At 37.9% G+C, this 16,656-nt stretch carries 14 protein-coding genes, 1 other RNA gene and 1 pseudogene; 11 read left to right on the top strand and 5 right to left on the bottom strand.

The features are described 5' to 3' along the window. Positions 1-21: 21 nt before the first annotated feature. The gene (gene gshB / locus ACMFKV_RS01400; protein WP_413154296.1) at positions 22-960 is read right to left on the bottom strand and encodes a glutathione synthase; all 939 of its coding nucleotides are present in this window, start codon (positions 958-960) and stop codon (positions 22-24) included. 88 nt (positions 961-1,048) lie between these two features. Here gshB and ACMFKV_RS01395 point away from each other — a divergent pair, with 88 nt between their 5' ends. Beyond that, positions 1,049-1,837 carry a molybdopterin-synthase adenylyltransferase MoeB gene (locus ACMFKV_RS01395; protein WP_413154295.1) on the top strand — a complete coding sequence of 263 codons (789 nt, stop codon included), beginning with the start codon at positions 1,049-1,051 and terminating at the stop codon, positions 1,835-1,837. Here the strand turns inward: ACMFKV_RS01395 and ACMFKV_RS01390 are convergent. The 4 genes from ACMFKV_RS01390 to ACMFKV_RS01375 all read right to left on the bottom strand — a co-directional run bounded on the left by ACMFKV_RS01390 (position 1,783) and on the right by ACMFKV_RS01375 (position 6,358). Further along, a complete protein-coding gene (locus ACMFKV_RS01390) occupies positions 1,783-3,393 on the bottom strand; it encodes an ABC transporter ATP-binding protein (protein WP_413154294.1) in 1,611 nt (536 codons plus the stop codon). The two genes, ACMFKV_RS01395 and ACMFKV_RS01390, sit on opposite strands and share 55 nt — an antisense overlap. Next, a complete protein-coding gene (locus ACMFKV_RS01385; RefSeq protein ID WP_413154367.1) occupies positions 3,390-4,532 on the bottom strand; it encodes an ABC transporter permease in 1,143 nt (380 codons plus the stop codon). Before ACMFKV_RS01385 ends, ACMFKV_RS01390 begins: the two co-directional genes overlap by 4 nt. Next, a complete protein-coding gene (locus ACMFKV_RS01380; protein WP_413154293.1) occupies positions 4,532-5,650 on the bottom strand; it encodes a microcin C ABC transporter permease YejB in 1,119 nt (372 codons plus the stop codon). Before ACMFKV_RS01380 ends, ACMFKV_RS01385 begins: the two co-directional genes overlap by 1 nt. 147 nt (positions 5,651-5,797) lie before the next feature. Further along, the gene (locus ACMFKV_RS01375) at positions 5,798-6,358 is read right to left on the bottom strand and encodes a c-type cytochrome (protein ID WP_413154292.1); all 561 of its coding nucleotides are present in this window, start codon (positions 6,356-6,358) and stop codon (positions 5,798-5,800) included. Between the two features lie 115 nt (positions 6,359-6,473). On the opposite strand from ACMFKV_RS01375, the gene ACMFKV_RS01370 reads away from it, so the two are divergent. From ACMFKV_RS01370 to miaB, 10 genes and pseudogenes are all read left to right on the top strand, one after another. Further along, positions 6,474-7,205: a 3-deoxy-manno-octulosonate cytidylyltransferase gene (locus tag ACMFKV_RS01370; RefSeq protein ID WP_413154366.1), complete on the top strand. Its 732-nt coding sequence runs from the start codon at positions 6,474-6,476 to the stop codon at positions 7,203-7,205. Positions 7,206-7,264: 59 nt separating this feature from the next. Beyond that, positions 7,265-8,077 (top strand): annotated as a pseudogene (locus tag ACMFKV_RS01365) (prephenate dehydratase domain-containing protein). 530 nt (positions 8,078-8,607) lie between these two features. Then, positions 8,608-8,705: signal recognition particle sRNA small type (gene ffs / locus ACMFKV_RS01360), an RNA gene on the top strand. A 210-nt stretch (positions 8,706-8,915) separates the two neighbouring features. Beyond that, complete coding sequence (locus ACMFKV_RS01355; protein WP_413154291.1) at positions 8,916-10,820, top strand: DNA polymerase III subunit gamma/tau; 1,905 nt, start codon at positions 8,916-8,918, stop codon at positions 10,818-10,820. Between the two features lie 21 nt (positions 10,821-10,841). Then, complete coding sequence (locus tag ACMFKV_RS01350) at positions 10,842-11,165, top strand: YbaB/EbfC family nucleoid-associated protein (protein WP_332059766.1); 324 nt, start codon at positions 10,842-10,844, stop codon at positions 11,163-11,165. Positions 11,166-11,216: 51 nt separating this feature from the next. After that, the gene (gene recR, locus ACMFKV_RS01345; RefSeq protein ID WP_336287733.1) at positions 11,217-11,822 is read left to right on the top strand and encodes a recombination mediator RecR; all 606 of its coding nucleotides are present in this window, start codon (positions 11,217-11,219) and stop codon (positions 11,820-11,822) included. 49 nt (positions 11,823-11,871) lie between these two features. After that, positions 11,872-12,921 carry a YeiH family protein gene (locus ACMFKV_RS01340; protein WP_336287732.1) on the top strand — a complete coding sequence of 350 codons (1,050 nt, stop codon included), beginning with the start codon at positions 11,872-11,874 and terminating at the stop codon, positions 12,919-12,921. A gap of 1,104 nt (positions 12,922-14,025) precedes the next feature. Beyond that, positions 14,026-14,709: a tRNA (adenosine(37)-N6)-threonylcarbamoyltransferase complex dimerization subunit type 1 TsaB gene (gene tsaB / locus ACMFKV_RS01335; protein WP_336287731.1), complete on the top strand. Its 684-nt coding sequence runs from the start codon at positions 14,026-14,028 to the stop codon at positions 14,707-14,709. Further along, complete coding sequence (rimI, locus tag ACMFKV_RS01330) at positions 14,709-15,200, top strand: ribosomal protein S18-alanine N-acetyltransferase (protein ID WP_413154290.1); 492 nt, start codon at positions 14,709-14,711, stop codon at positions 15,198-15,200. Before tsaB ends, rimI begins: the two co-directional genes overlap by 1 nt. A gap of 30 nt (positions 15,201-15,230) precedes the next feature. Continuing rightward, a complete protein-coding gene (gene miaB / locus ACMFKV_RS01325; RefSeq protein WP_413154289.1) occupies positions 15,231-16,607 on the top strand; it encodes a tRNA (N6-isopentenyl adenosine(37)-C2)-methylthiotransferase MiaB in 1,377 nt (458 codons plus the stop codon). Positions 16,608-16,656: the final 49 nt, after the last annotated feature.

Raw genomic sequence — 16,656 nt, 5'->3', positions numbered from 1 at the left:
TAGCTCTCTGTTTTAAAAAATTTAATTTGAACGTTTAAATTCAATAACATCCCAGAAAAGATGCGCAATATCCGCACCACCAAAGTGTTTAATTTCACGAATTCCAGTAGGAGATGTAACATTGATTTCTGTTATATAATCTCCAATTACATCAATCCCTACAAAAAAAAGACCACGTTCTCTCAAAGTTGAACCAATGCGCTTGCAAATCTCATGATCACGTTCTGTTAAATCAGTATTTTCTGCGCGACCTCCAACATGCATATTGGAGCGAATATCCATTTCTGCTGAAATCCGATTAATTGCTCCAACTGGCATACCATCAAGCAAAATAATTCGTTTATCCCCTTTTCGCACTGCATCCAAATAGCGCTGAACAATAAAAGGTTCGCGATAAATTTGTGCAAACATTTCCAAGAGTGATGTTAAATTGCAGTCATCTTGTTTTATATAAAAAACACCTGCTCCTCCATTGCCGTAAAGTGGTTTAATGATAATATCACCAAACTTAGCTCTGAAATCCGTTATTTCTTCAATATCTTTCGTAATTAATGTTTCTGGCATCAAATCAGAAAATTCAGTAACAAAAATTTTTTCTGGACTGTTGCGTACCCATACTGGATCATTCACAACTAATGTCTTAGGGTGAATCCGTTCTAACAAATGCGTTGTGGTAATATAATTGAGATCGAAGGGTGGATCTTGGCGTAGAAGAACCACATCCATATCTGTTAACTCCTTGCATACAGGCTTTTCCAATTGATAATGGTGCCCTTCCTCATCATATACCGTTAATGGCTCTAATCGTGCAATTACACAACCATCGCGCATAGATAAACGATCTGGTGTATAATGAAAGAGAGAGTGTCCACGTTCTTGCGCTGCTAAAGCAAGCGCAAATGTAGTATCTCTTTGAATTCGAATTGTTGAAATATGGTCCATCTGAATAGCAATCTTCATGAATAAAGCCTCTCTATAAATAAAAGCGGACTGGTCTATGCGCAATAAACTTAGTAAATAATAAAGGAACTATGACAAGAGAAAGCCTATGATACAAGACACTGATACAAAATTAAGCGACGAAGAAATTAAGCGTTACGCACGCCACATCATTTTACCTGAAATTGGTGGCATAGGACAGCAGAAACTCAAAGCTGCACGTGTTCTTGTCGTTGGAGCGGGTGGTCTTGGTGCTCCTGCTCTAATCTATTTAGCTGCGGCAGGCGTTGGTACTCTTGGAATTGTTGATGATGATATCGTTTCGCTCTCCAATTTACAACGCCAAATTATCCACAAAATAAACACAATTAATCAACCCAAAACCGACAGCGCTAAGGCTACTATAAAAGCAATAAACCCCCATATTACGGTTGAAAAACACAATCTACGTTTGGATAAAGGTAATGTGGATAAATTGCTAAACACTTATCATATCATTATCGATGGTAGCGATAATTTTTCTACGCGCTATCTTCTTGCAGATCATGCTGCCCAATGCGAAAAACCTTTGATAAGTGGCGCTGTAGAGCGTTTCAACGGCTCACTGACGGTGCTTATGCCTTATAAAGACAACAATCCTCACTATCGCGACTTATTTCCCAACCCACCAGACCCTGACACAATCCCAACATGTGCTACAACTGGAATTATTGGTGCTTTACCTGGAGTCATCGGAACACTCCAAGCAATGGAAGCTATAAAGCTTATTACAAACATTGGTGAACCTTTAGTAGGGAAAGTTCTTCTCTATAATGGACTATTAGCGCAATTTAACGTCATTACCTATAAACGGTCAGATTCTAGTGCGAATGCAGCAGTCATCAGAGTTTGCGTATAAGGCTTTTGGGGACAAGAAAAAATACGATCAGCAGAACCATGCTCAACCATTTCCCCATTACGCATGACAATCACTTCATGTGCCAGCGCTTTCACAACTTTCAGATTATGACTAATAAACAAATAGCCTAAATGATATTTTTGTTGCAAATGACGCAAAAGATCAATGATTTGCGCCTGCACACTTACATCAAGAGAAGAGGTTGGTTCATCCAGCATAAGAAAACGCGGCTTAAGGATTATTGCACGCGCGAGAGCAATCCGCTGTCTTTGTCCACCAGAAAACTCATGTGGATAACGATGACGCGTAGAAGGATCGAGATCAACCTCACGCAATGCTGCAATAACACGATCATCGCGTTCAAAATAAGAAAGCTGAGGTTCATGGATTAATAATCCTTCAGCGATAATTTCACTGATAGACATACGTGGAGAAAGAGAACCAAAAGGATCTTGAAAAACAATCTGAATATGACGGCGCAAAGAGCGCATCTTCCTGAAAGTAAAGCTGCTAATGTCGATATTATCAAAAGTAATTTGCCCTTTGGAAGACAACATCCGTATCAGTGCAAGCCCCAATGTTGTTTTTCCTGAACCAGATTCACCCACAACACCAAGCGTTTGACCAACACGAATTGTAATGTCTATATCCTGAACAGCCTTCACATAATCTATTGTTCGCCGCAATAAACCTTTTTTAATCGGAAACCAAACATTAACTTTCTTGCCTTGCATCAAAATGGGTGCACTTTCATCAACTTGAAGAGGATGACCTTTAGGTTCTGCTGCCAATAATTGCTTGGTATAAGGCTGTTGGGGATTTTTGAACAATCCGTCTGTTGAACCACTTTCAACAATTTTTCCTTTCCTCATCACATAGACACGGTCTGCAATACGGCGCACAACAGCTAAATCATGGGTAATAAAAAGCATTGACATATTGTTGCGCTTTTTAAGTTGCATCAAAAGCTCAAGAATTTTTGCTTGAACAGTCACATCAAGTGCTGTTGTCGGCTCATCAGCAATCAATAATCGTGGGTTATTTGCAAGTGCCATCGCAATCATCACCCGCTGCCGTTGTCCACCAGATAATTGATGAGGAAATGAACCCAAACGTTTTTGTGGCTCACGAATTCCTACCTGAGTCAATAAATCAATAACACTTGTTTGTAGTGATTGATCTGACATATTTGAGTGCATTTTGAGAACTTCGCCTATCTGGCGCTCTACGTTATGCAAAGGATTAAGAGCGGTCATCGGCTCCTGAAAAATCATGGCAATATCTTTACCACGGATTTTACGCAAATCTTCTTCTTTCTGCTTCAATAAATCCCTATTGTTAAAGAGAATTTCACCCGACTGATAAAGCGTTTTCAAAAAAGGCAATAATTGCAAAATAGACAGTGCTGTTACCGATTTTCCAGAACCCGATTCCCCTACCAAAGCAACTGTCTCTCCTTTTTTAATCTCGAAAGAAACTTGTTCAATGATGTATTTTTTTTCTTCCGCTTGGTGGAATGCAACTGAAAGATCACGTACTGAAAGCAAATTTGTCATTGTAATGTCTTTCGCGGGTCAAAAGCGTCTCGTGCAGCTTCACCAATAAACGCCAACAATGATAACATAACAGCAATAACAACGAACCCCGTAATACCAATCCAAGGAGCATTCAAGTTAATGGTAGCTTGCCGCATCAATTCACCTAAAGAAGCATAACCAAGAGGAAGACCAAACCCCAAATAATCAAGTGATGTGAGTAATGAAACCCCCGATGTTAATAAAAAAGGCATATAGGTCAAGGCAGCAACCATCGCATTTGGCAATAAATGCCTCACCATAATAGTGCTATTAGGAACCCCTAAAGCACGCGCAGCATTGACATAGGTAAAATTGCGCGCACGCAAAAATTCTGCACGCACCACACCAACTAACGTCACCCATTGAAAAAGAAGCATAACTCCCAACAACACCCAGAACCCCTGTGCCAAAACTGCTGCCATGATAATAACCAAATAAAGTGATGGTACAGAAGACCATATTTCAATCAAGCGCTGAAAGATTAAATCAACCCAACCACCAAAATATCCTTGAACGGCTCCTGCTGTAACACCGATGATCGTGGAAATAATTGTTAAAAGAATGCTAAAAGTTATTGATACTCGGAAACCGTATAAAACGCGTGCAAAAATATCACGTGTCAGATCGTCTGTTCCAAGCCAATTCCACTGACCTATTGTACATTCTGGATCAGCGTCTCCCTGAGCATAATTGGCACAACGTTCCTCTTTACTTTGAAGCCAAAAAGGTGGCGCTAACGCTACAGATCTATTTCCCATTACCGTGTTATAGGAATAACGCACCAGCGGCCATAATGTCCAACCATGTTGCGCAATTTCATTTTGAATAAAAGGATCACGAAAATCTGCTACAATTAAGCTTCCGCCAAATTTTTCATCAGGATAATCAAAAAAAATAGGAAAGAGCAGCTCTCCTTTATAAGAAGCAATAATTGGACGATCATTGGCAATAAATTCTGCCGAAAAAGAACAAAAACACAAAAATAAAAAGAACCATAATGACCACCAACCGCGTCGATTTTTCTTAAAGTTGCGCCAACGACGCGCATTCAATGGAGAAAAAAAAGGTTCTTTCTGCAACTTAGAACTATGCACACTATCATGCCCCACTTCCTGCATCACAAATCCTTTTTATCAAAATCAATACGTGGATCAACTAGCATATAAACGACATCAGAAATGAGACTAACAATCAAACCAATAAGCGAAAAAATATAGAGAGACGCAAATACAACAGAATAATCACGATTGACAATAGACGTATAACTTAAAAGCCCCATACCATTTAACGAATAAAGCATTTCAATCAGCAAAGACCCACTAAAAAATGATGCCATAAAAGTTGCAGGAAAGCTGGCAACCACAACTAAAATTGCATTGCGAAAAACATGACCATAAAGAACTGAGCGTTCACTTAACCCCTTAGCGCGTGCTGTGGTGACGTACTGTTGACGAATCTCTTCTAGAAAACAATTTTTTGTCAGCAATGTCGTTGTAGCAAAAGAAGAAATGACCATTGCTGTTAACGGAAGAACCAAATGGTAAAGATAATCTAATATTTTCTCCCCAAAAGATAATTGATCAAAATTATCAGACGTTAAATGGCTTAACGGAAACCAATTGAAAAAAGACCCTCCAGCAAAAAAAACCATTAAAAAAATACCAAAGAGAAAGCTCGGAATGGCATAGCCAATGATAATAATAGCGCTTGTCCATACATCAAAAGCTGTCCCTTCTTTAAGAGCTTTACGGATTCCTAACGGTATAGAAATAGCATAAGAAATCAGCAATTGCCAAAACCCGAGCGAAACAGAAACGGGTAAAGCACTTTTAATAAGCTCAATAACCGAACGCCCTTGTATATAAGAATCTCCAAAATCAAAGCGCAAATAACGACCAAGCATTATCAAATAACGCTCCAAAGGCGGCTTATCAAACCCAAATTGCTTTTCCAGTTTGGCAATAAATTCTGGATCTAACCCCTGTGCACCACGATATTTAAAAGCCCCCGAAGAAGACCCAACTTGAGCACCATCCAAAACAACGTCAGAAGAAAGACCAAGATCACTTCCACCACCCAATCGCCCTACAGCATCACCACCTATTCCTTGTAATTGAGCAATAATATTTTCAATAGGCCCACCTGGCGTAAATTGAATAATAATAAAGGTTACCGTTAAGATACCGATCAGCGTCGGTATAATGAGCAAAAGACGCCGAAGAATGTAGGCTGCCATTTTTTACTTTCACCTTCTGACACAGTCGCACCGAATCAATTTTAAATGACGTATCAATAACAATTTTTTTGATAAATTCATGACAACAAGATTAAAAATAAAAACCAATTGCCTCCCCCTTCTCCAAAGGGGTACTTTTGATACAACTCAGTTTGGTTCGCCTTCTCTGTTATCTACTGGTAGGGGAACAGGATGATCGGATAAACTCCGTAAATAAAGCAAAAGATCAGCACGCTCTTGGTCATTTTTGATTCCACGGAAAGACATTATCGTCCCTGGAAATGCTTCACGCGGCGATTGCAGATAACGATCCAAGGTCACAAAGTCCCATTTTTGATCAGAGTTTTCACGCAAAACCCGTGAGTAAGCAAAATTTGTTGTTGCCGCTAAAGGGCGATTGACAATTTCCCAAAGTGCTGGACCAACACGACCAGATTCATTACGCCCAGAGGTATGACATATAGCGCATCGACGAAAAATTTTACGCCCATTTTCAAGGTCGCCTTGTTGAAGACGATCATTCAATGACAAAGAGACAGCCGACATCTGCTGCTCTTCCTTGAGCATGTCCTTTTCTGTAATTTCATAAGAACTTTGAACTGGTGCAGAAGTATCACGGAACCAATCACTCATCATAAAGATTCCTGCAAAAATAATCAGCAAAAATAGACAAGCACCAAAAAAACAGGCAACTTTCAAACGATTCATAAAAATTCACACGTCTACACTTTTCCATTACCGTTTTCAGTTTAAGCTTTTTCTTTATAATACACAATATTACAAACGCATCACACACATAATATTTGATATTTGGAAATTTATGATGACTATTGAACCAATTATTCTCATCCCCGCCCGTATAGGCTCAACCCGTCTTCCTCAAAAAGCTCTCGCTGAAATCGCTGGAAAGCCCATGATTGTTCATGTCATTGAACAGTCAAAAAAAGCCGCATTAGGGCGGACTATAGTTGCAACAGATCATAATGATATTGCAAAAGCTGTTACAGCTTACGGACATGAATGTATCATAACATGTGGTAATCACAAATCTGGGTCTGACCGTATTTATGAAGCTTTAACCAATATTGACCCTGAAAGACGCTATAATGCTATTTTGAATGTACAAGGTGATCTACCAACAATAACACCCAATGAAATCATCAGTGCTTTACGACCCTTAGAAAATAGCCTTACTGATATTGCAACCTTGGGTGCAAAAATTATTGAGGAAGATGAAAAAATAGATCCAAATATAGTAAAAATTATTGGCACACCGCTTTCTCAAAATCGCCTTCGTGCGCTTTATTTTACCCGCGCAACAGCGCCTTATGGAGATGGTACTCTTTACCACCATATCGGAATATATGCTTATCGACGTAAAGCGCTTGAACAATTTGTAGCTCTCAAACCTTCTACACTTGAGCAACGTGAAAAACTTGAACAATTACGTGCATTAGAGCATAATATGCGTATTGATGTAGAAATAGTTGACACAATTCCCTTAGGTGTAGATACACAACGTGACCTTGACAAAGTACGCAAAATTTTAGCATGAAAATAATTGAAAAAGCCTATAAGATCTTTTTCTAAGGAGAATATAGCTTTAATTCCCATATTGCCTACTCCAATATATTTCCTAATATGAACGCTATCCCCTCTGTCATTTTTGAAGACACGCTCAATTTTGTAGAAAGCAGATAAACCGATCTCGCTATGATCCCTATTGAAAATACTCTTGCTGAGGGTGTTGTGTATATTCATCACCTTCTACCACAATCATCCCTTTATATTGTTGGAGAGTACTTTTTGCCTATCCATTTTCAATTAATGATCTTACTTAGCGTTAAACATGAAGAAATTGAAACTGTCCACAACCATATTCATGCCCTTGCACAATGCCGTAAAATCATACAAAAAACGGCTAAAAACTTGCCATTTTTATTAATACCACTGGAATTACAAAATTATAAAAAATTCTAGACTTTCACAAGTAGTCTTAGCGCCTCTAATGTAGTCTTAGCGCCTCTAATGGCAGCAGAACTTTATGGGCTTGAACTCTCGCAAAAAATATTGAAGATAGTCCTCAATATTACCCCGTTTTGTCATCTTTTCACGTTCTCAACGACACATACCCAAACCTCAAAATGGTAAAAATCATCACTAGCCCTCTTTCTCACGTCCGCAATGTCCCAGCTGCCCTTTATCAAGCTATGGGGGGAATTTGCCACGAACAGTATCAATATGACAAAATTAGAAAGCTACTAAATTGGCAAAAATTTTAATGCAATACAATTCTTTGCTGACATTGAAGGGCATCTTGAAAATCTCATGATAAAACTTGCCTTGGAAGAGTTAACTTTCTCTTTCGCTGAATTGCCCATTATCGGCATTTATTTAGCTAAAAATGATAAAACAACCCGTATATAAGGACAATGAAATCACTACAGCTCTCCTTCATAACAAGTACTAATGAAAAAATAAGCGATAGCATCCACTAACAGAGTATTAAAATTATTCCGATAACATTTTTTCACGAATTAATATAATAGTGGATATGCGTTCAATTAGTATAAAGAAATGATAATTAGGATATCACAAAAGGACATGAAATAACAGTTTATTCAGTTATATTGGATACAAAAAATTCTTAAAATGACTCATCGTATTTCATAGTAAAAGGGAAAAACACCATAAAAGATTTACTCAAGGATTATGAACTGCGTATAATTTCATTTGCCCTAATATTTATAATTATTACATAAAGGCGTTGTGTACCTTTCAATATGTTTAAACTCAAAAAAAAATCAGTATTTACCTTATCGAACTGCGCCACTTTTGATTTAAGCAAATTAAAAATAGTGCAAAGATTAAACACAAAGGAAAAATTTTCAATCGTTCCTTCCACCTTTTTCATTTCTTAACTTGATTTTTCATTTTAAATCGACAATATGAATTTGGGAGGTTGGTGATGGACGAACTGCTCGCCAACTGGGTCAGGTCTGGAAAGAAGCAGCCCCAACGAGTTTTAGTACGGGTCATAGTGCCAGCCTCCTATTTTTTAAATAAATCATATTTCTGTCGTTTTTCAGTGTAAAATTGGTGGTTTTATATAGTAACGTTCTCAAAGAATAAGGGATTTTGTCGCTTTAAGGCAGATAATTCCGTTAAAAAAATAAATTGATTGAGAAAAAATCCTTTTACATCTAGAGTAGCGTGCTAGTTTGTGCTTTCGTACTATCGAAATGTATCCAAAAAAAATTCAAAATTGGGGTCATTGATGCAAAATATGCTTGAAGAAACGACCTATCGCGTTCTTGCTCGCAAATATCGTCCCCAAAATTTCTCTGACCTGATTGGGCAAGAGGCGATGGTGCGCACCCTTACTAATGCCTTTGAAACAGGACGTATTGCACAAGCATGGATGCTAACAGGAATTCGCGGAGTAGGGAAAACTACAACTGCGCGTATTTTAGCTCGCGCACTCAACTACAAAACAAAAGATATTGACCAACCAACTACTGCATTGGATACACTGGGTGAACACTGCACACAAATCATCGAGGGACGCCATCTCGATGTTATAGAAATGGACGCAGCTTCACATACGGGAATTGATGATATTCGTGAAATTATTGAACAGATACGTTACTGTCCTGTTTCTGCACGCTATAAAGTTTATATTATTGATGAAGTGCATATGCTCTCAACACAAGCATTTAATGGTTTATTGAAAACACTTGAAGAACCACCAGCACATGTAAAATTTATTTTTGCCACGACAGAAATTCGCAAAGTTCCTATTACCATCCTTTCACGTTGTCAGCGCTTTGATTTACGGCGTATTGAATCGGCAGTTTTGATCACTCATTTGCGCCAAATTGCTAAACATGAAAACGTAGAAGTGGAAGATCAAGCGCTCTCCATGATTGCACGTGCCGCAGAAGGATCTGCACGTGATGCACTATCCATTTTGGATCAAGCAATTGCGCATAGCAATGGTAACGTCAGTGCAATTACGGTACGCACAATGTTAGGGCTGGCTGACCAAGCACGTATTATTGACCTTTTTGAATTCATCATGAAAGGCGATATTGTAAGCACATTGAATGAATTTCGCAGTCAATACGATTCAGGTGCTAACCCTCTCACTATATTAACGGAATTGGCTGATTTCAATCATCTCGTTACACGTTTACGTTTTACACCAGAAATAGCAGAAGATTTCTCACTTACTGAAGGTGAGCGCTTAAGAAGCTTAAATTTTTCACAAAAACTTTCCATTCCCATTTTGTCTCGGAACTGGCAAATGTTACTCAAAGGCTTACAGGAAGTTAGTCAAACTGCTCGTCCACTTCAAGCTGCCGAAATGTTATTGATTCGTCTTACTCACACTGCTGACCTGCCAACTCTTGATGAAGCTTTAAAAAAGATTTCGCAAGATAAAACACCCCTCACAATTGTTCCACAATCTTTTCACCAAGAATCCACGAGTGCAAATAATACGACAAAAGGAACAGTTGCATCTGTTCATTCTTCGCCACGCACTTTAAACACATCACCAAATCAGCCTGATTTAAGCGCACCCTTGAGCAATCAATTAGATCACTCCTCACCAGTGGAAAATTCATTGAAGATGCAAACTTCTGAAGATACAAATTCTTTTAAAATAAAAGAAATTTCTGAAACTTCCCAGTTTGTTAATCTTTCTGAAAATATTGCAAATTTACCGTGCCCTGCCCTGAAAACAGAAAAAGAAGTTACTGGACAAAAGAACGTCATTATTGATTCTTTGCATGATATTGTTAGGTTAGCTGAACAATATAATGAAATTCCTTTTAAAGCGCTTATTACAGATTTTGTTCATCCTGTTTCTTTTGAGCCAGAACATATTACTTTAAGACTTTCTGAAAATGCTCCCAGTGCACTTGCAGATGACATAAAGAAAATGCTGTCTCAATGGATTGGAAAACATTACACTATATCCTTCATCAATGAAGGAGGAGGACCAACTTTAAAGGAAGAAAGTGTGGCTTTTGCACAGAAAGATCCTGATATCGCAACAATCCTCAATCATTTTCCAGGAGCAGAAATTGTCGACAATCGTCCGAATACACAAGCAAATGATCTTGATTTATCTCCCGATACCTTTAAAAATAAAAGTGATCAATAATAAATAAGGATACCTATTCTTATGCGCGATATGATGAGTATGATGAAAAAAGCCAAAGAAATGCAAGAAAAAATGCAGCAAATTCAAAAAGAAATGGTTAACCTGCAAGAAATTGGCACTGCTGGCGGTGGGCTTGTCAGTATTACTTTAAATGGCCAAAATACTATAACGGCAATCACAATTGATCCTTCATTAATAAAACCCGAAGAAACTGAAATTCTTGAAGATTTGATTATGGCAGCTTATAATGAAGCTAAGGCAAAAATTGAAACAGCTATAGCAGAAAAAACTCAAAGCATAACAGCAGGATTACCATTCCCATCAGGTTTTAAACTTCCGTTCTAATGAACAGCATTTTATCTACCTCTCTTGGACAATACCTTGGACATAAATAGTATGGCTAAACACATTGCAGGATCTGAAATTGAGCATCTCATTCAGCTTTTAGCACGAATACCAGGTCTTGGTCCACGTTCAGCGCGCCGTGCTGCCCTTCACCTTATAAAAAAAAAGGAAATATTATTAGAGCCCCTAGGAGCAGCAATACAAGCTGCTGCAGATAAAGTCTGCATTTGCTCTATTTGTGGCAATGTAGATACAGCTGATCCCTGTTCGATTTGTACAGATCCCCGCCGTGATGATACTACAATTATTGTCGTTGAAGATATTGCTGATCTCTGGGCTCTTGAGCGCGCGAGAACTCTAGCTGCACGTTATCACGTATTGGGCGGACGACTTTCTCCATTAGATGGGATAGGTCCAGATGAGCTCAATATCGCTCCCTTAGTACAACGTGTTGTAAACAGTCCAATTACGGAGGTTATTCTAGCCGTTAATGCTACCGTTGAAGGACAAACGACAGCGCACTACATCACTGACCAACTTTCAAATTTTTCAGTTAAAATTACTCGGCTTGCTCATGGAGTGCCAGTAGGAGGTGAGCTGGATTACCTTGATGATGGAACCTTAGCCGCAGCTCTACAAGCAAGAACCAATCTTTAAAACTATCTTCGCTTAAATTATAACCCTTTTTACTCGTCATTGTCTTTTAATGTATAGAAAAATATTCAAAGTACTTAAGAAAAGGCTTTCCTTTCTGTGCGATTTTTGTCCTGGAATTCTAGTATGCTTGCTCATCTCCGCCTTAGCTTATGGTTTAGAAATAATTGAAAAACAACTATTCGCAGAGAAGTGGCTCGAAAGTCTTGTTTTGGCAATCTTATTGGGATCTATTATCCGTAGTTGTTTTACTCTGCCAATATATTTTCAAAAAGGTATAACCTTTTGTGCAAAAACACTTCTCGAAATTGTTATTGTTCTTCTAGGAGCCAGTATTAGCATCCACACAATTCTTTCAGTCAGTTGGAACCTACTTGTTAGTATTGTATTTTTTATATTTATAACTCTTCTCATCAGCTTTGCCATCAGCCGATTTTTTGGGCTTTCTGTGAATTTAGCAATACTAGTTGCTTGTGGTAATGCTATTTGTGGCAATTCAGCTATTGTAGCAACTGCACCTGTCATCAATGCCAAGCGGGAAGATGTAGCTGCATCAATTGCCTTTAGCGCTCTTTTAGGGGTTTTTATTATCTTACTTCTACCCTTTTTACATCCACTGCTGAATTTGTCATTTAGCCAATATGGTGTACTTGTAGGCATGACTGTTTATGCTGTACCACAGGTTATAGCAGCAACAGCATCTGTATCTTTTATAAGTGTCCAAATTGCAACAATTGTCAAATTGGTGCGAGTGCTCATGTTAGCCCCTGTGATTTTTACTTTGTCAATTATTTACCGTCGATCAACACAAACACATTTGCGTCTACACACCCTTGTTCCATGGTTTATTATTGGTTTTATTATCATGATGCTTATCCGCTCAAGCGAGCTTATTCCTGCAACAGTCATCAACCCCATCAGATTTATTGCGCAGTTTTTCACTGTCATCTCAATGGCAGCACTAGGATTAGAAGTCGATATCCGCTCATTAAAAAAGACAGGATTGCGCATTATTTTTGCTTCAATCTGCTCCATACTCATCCTCAGTGTTTGTAGCCTTATTATGATAAAGTTGATTAATCTACACCATATAACATTTTGAGCACTCTGAAATATTTTTTCAATGTAGCTCACAAACATTCTACAGATTTGCTCATATTACAACCTTTTCAGCAAACCAGATCACACTATAAAAATTCTCTATCATTCTATATAAAAAACGAATGTGCCCTACTTTAATTAGCAGCGACTTTTCCTAAATTGCGTGTTGAATCAGTTTGTCAGTACAATAATTATATAGCTAAATAGCACATGATTGAATCTATAATTCATTAAAAAACATGCTATTTTTTCATTTTCTATAATCAAAATCAATTTTCACAAAAAACTAATAGACATGCTATTACTGGAAAAAACGATGTTTCTTATTGGCTCTAAAACTTTTTTAAAGTGCTATAAATATATCAACGAAGCAAAATTACAGCTGGCAATATGCTTTACTTTTCTATTACTGTGGCAATTTTAATTCTATTAATTATATCTTTTTCTCTCTTTCGCATACATCTGCAAGTGTCATAATAATTTTATTCTGAAAAAATCAAATATCTCAATGAATTTACAAAAAATGTTGCCACCAAAGCTATACTAAAATAAATCTGGACAATGTAGCGTAATACTTACCATGGACTTGCTGCAGAAGAACATTTAAATGAACCAAGCTAAACGATAATTTTACCAAAATCGCTAATATGTGATTAAAAAAACCAAAAGATTTGTTGTTAATTCCACACTAAATCATACTAAACTATAACACATTTTCTCTGATGCTACTCAATTATCCTTAACAAAAGCAGATTTTGAGCTTCAAAGAAGGAATATTAGCATACATATATACCTTACCTATATATAATTTGCGCCAATACTTAGCTGTCTGATTAAAAACAGAACAAAAAATCATTTACGCAATATTATGATAAATATCAGAAAATATGCACTAACAAAAAATAAAACAATACGCTCAAATGCTTAAAAGTTGCAAAATAATCACAATATATCAGAAAAACAACAATCTCCCTCCTTTTTTCTCACCATATAACCATAAGATAATTCCGCGTAACAATTCTATGAAGAGTATTATTCTAAATAAAAAAGACTAAAAAACACAGTAGGCCTTTTGTTTATCGTATTCTTCAACTAAAATATTCTTATGCTTATTCTTGCCATAGACACTGCTTCAATTTATTGTGCCGTTGCGCTTATTCGCCATCAATCCGTCATTGCCCGTATCAGCGAACGCATGAACAAGGGACATGCCGAAAGGCTCATCGGGCACATTGCACAAGTAACCGACCAAGCCAATGTCACTCTCAGTCAAGTTGACCGTATTGCTGTTAATATTGGACCTGGATCGTTCACCGGTGTGCGTGTAGGTGTTTCAACAGCAAGAGCTTTGGCATTAGCATTAGAAATACCAGCTGTTGGAGTAAGTGCACTTGAAGCATCAGCAGCACAGATAACCAATAAAAATAACGAATCAATAATCACTGTTGTCATTCAAGCTGGTAAAGACATGTTCTACTATCAAAATTTTAATGAAGATCTCATACCTTTAGGATCACCTAGCCTAAAAACAATTGAAAATATCATAAAAGATTTGCCTCAGCAAACGAGGATAACGGGTTCAGCAGCTGATATCATTGCACTACACATTAAAAACCGTAAGATAGATAAAGAAATCATATTAGACCAAACTTTATGCGAAGCAGCTGACATTGTAAACTATGCCCACCTTGCTGCCCAAAAACAGCCCCAAGGCTCACCCCGTCCACTTTATCTACGTAATGCTGATGCAAAACAACAAACTGATTTTGCCTTACCACGAAAAAAATAATGGCTAAACTTTCATTTACAAACAAGCATTTTTGGGTTGCCCCTCTACAAACTGATGACAGCGCTCTCCTTCATCAAATTCATCAGCGTTGTTTTGTCCCAGCTTGGGGGAAACAAACATTTGATAATTTCCTAAAAGATTGCTCTATCTTCGGATACAAAGTCTCTATTATTGGTCAACCCAATAAAATTTTAGGCTTTTGCCTATGCCGCCTTATTCTTGATGAAGCGGAAATTATCACAATTGCGGTTCACCCTCATTGCCGTCGACAAGGGATTGGCTATTTGCTTATCGATAGTACACTTCGGCACCTTCATCACGAACGCGCTATAAAACTATTCTTAGAGGTAGAAGAAAATAATCTTTCTGCTTTAAGTCTTTATCAGCGTTTCGAATTCCAAAAAATTGCTAAACGTCTTGCCTATTACCCATCAAAGGATAACCGCACAGATGCAATTATTATGCAAAAAACTTTTATGCAAACAGATTGAGTTTCACATAAAAAAAGTTTAGAATGCGTTATGAAACAAGCAAATCCTAAAAATTCACTCCCTGTTACTCCGAAGAAGGTTTTTATTAAAACTTATGGGTGTCAAATGAATGTTTATGACAGCCAACGGATGAATGATAGTCTTAGTTCACAGGGTTATGTCACCACACAAACACCAAATGATGCCGACCTTATTCTTGTGAATACCTGTCATATTCGGGAAAAAGCAGCAGAAAAGCTCTATTCCGATCTTGGTCGCTTGCGAATGATACGTCAAAAACGTACACCTGACAAACCTTTAATGGTCGGAGTAACTGGTTGTGTTGCACAAGCTGAGGGAAGTGAAATTTTGCGTCGCGCACCAACAGTGGATCTCGTTATTGGTCCGCAAATGTATCATCGTTTGCCAGAGTTATTAAAACAAGCCCAACAAGGGAAAAAAATCGTTGAAACAGACTATGCTGTTGAAGATAAATTTGCTCATTTACCGCCTCATAATAAAAGTGCTGTAAAAAAACGGGGTGTTAGTGCATTTTTAACTGTGCAGGAAGGTTGCGATAAATTTTGCACTTTTTGTGTTGTTCCTTACACACGGGGTGCCGAAATATCGCGATCAGTTGAACAAATTACTGAGGAAGCTCGCCAACTCATTGAAGCCGGTGTCAAAGAAATTACACTCCTTGGACAAAATGTAAATGGTTGGCACGGGCAAAGTGCTGACGGAAAGACTTGGCGTCTTGGCGATCTTCTCTATCATCTTGCCAAACTGGATGGTTTAAAGCGTCTGCGTTACACAACTAGCCACCCCCGTGATATGGATGATAGTCTTATTGCTGCTCATCGAGATCTTGATATATTAATGCCCTACCTGCATCTCCCCGTCCAATCGGGTTCAGATCGCATTCTAAAAGCAATGAATCGTCAACACAAAAGTGTTCATTATCTTAAGCTCATCGAAAAAATTCGTACAGCTCGACCCGATATTGCTTTTTCAGGTGATTTTATTGTAGGATTTCCAGGAGAAACAGATGAAGACTTTGAAGAAACCATCAAACTTATAAAACAAGTGCAATATAGTTCAGCCTATTCTTTCAAGTATTCGCCTCGACCTGGGACAATTGGTGCAACAATGAAAAATCATATCGATGAAACTGTAAAAGATGCTCGGCTTCAACATTTGCAAGTGTTGCTCCTTGAGCAGCAACATGCGTTTTTACACTCTAAAGTTGGTCAAACAACCAATGTTCTCATCGAAAAAGCTGGGCGTCACTCTGGGCAAATGATAGGTCGCTCACCTTGGCTTTTACCTGTTGTAGTAAACACAAAATCCTCTACAGGCACGGTGATGAAAATTCATATCAAAAATGCAGGATCAAATAGTTTTGTAGGTGAAGCAGTAAATGTATAAACGCATCTTTAACGTTTTTAAAAACATCGATTATAGGAATTTGTTTTAT

It is taken from the genome of Bartonella propinqua (assembly GCF_047263965.1).
Taxonomy (GTDB): Bacteria; Pseudomonadota; Alphaproteobacteria; order Rhizobiales; family Rhizobiaceae; genus Bartonella.
Note: the sequence above shows the minus strand (reverse complement) of the source record. Positions and strands in the feature narration are given on the sequence as shown.

Bases quoted from the DNA above. Each gene is read 5' to 3' on its own strand.
- recR (WP_336287733.1), top strand. From the start codon at position 11,217: ATGGCTAAACACATTGCAGGATCTGAAATTGAGCATCTCATTCAGCTT.
- ACMFKV_RS01375 (WP_413154292.1), bottom strand. From the start codon at position 6,358: ATGAATCGTTTGAAAGTTGCCTGTTTTTTTGGTGCTTGTCTATTTTTG.
- ACMFKV_RS01380 (WP_413154293.1), bottom strand. From the start codon at position 5,650: ATGGCAGCCTACATTCTTCGGCGTCTTTTGCTCATTATACCGACGCTG.
- ACMFKV_RS01370 (WP_413154366.1), top strand. From the start codon at position 6,474: ATGACTATTGAACCAATTATTCTCATCCCCGCCCGTATAGGCTCAACC.
- ACMFKV_RS01340 (WP_336287732.1), top strand. From the start codon at position 11,872: ATGTATAGAAAAATATTCAAAGTACTTAAGAAAAGGCTTTCCTTTCTG.
- ACMFKV_RS01350 (WP_332059766.1), top strand. From the start codon at position 10,842: ATGCGCGATATGATGAGTATGATGAAAAAAGCCAAAGAAATGCAAGAA.
- miaB (WP_413154289.1), top strand. From the start codon at position 15,231: ATGAAACAAGCAAATCCTAAAAATTCACTCCCTGTTACTCCGAAGAAG.
- rimI (WP_413154290.1), top strand. From the start codon at position 14,709: ATGGCTAAACTTTCATTTACAAACAAGCATTTTTGGGTTGCCCCTCTA.
- gshB (WP_413154296.1), bottom strand. From the start codon at position 960: ATGAAGATTGCTATTCAGATGGACCATATTTCAACAATTCGAATTCAA.
- ACMFKV_RS01390 (WP_413154294.1), bottom strand. From the start codon at position 3,393: ATGACAAATTTGCTTTCAGTACGTGATCTTTCAGTTGCATTCCACCAA.
- ACMFKV_RS01385 (WP_413154367.1), bottom strand. From the start codon at position 4,532: ATGCAGGAAGTGGGGCATGATAGTGTGCATAGTTCTAAGTTGCAGAAA.
- ACMFKV_RS01395 (WP_413154295.1), top strand. From the start codon at position 1,049: ATGATACAAGACACTGATACAAAATTAAGCGACGAAGAAATTAAGCGT.
- tsaB (WP_336287731.1), top strand. From the start codon at position 14,026: ATGCTTATTCTTGCCATAGACACTGCTTCAATTTATTGTGCCGTTGCG.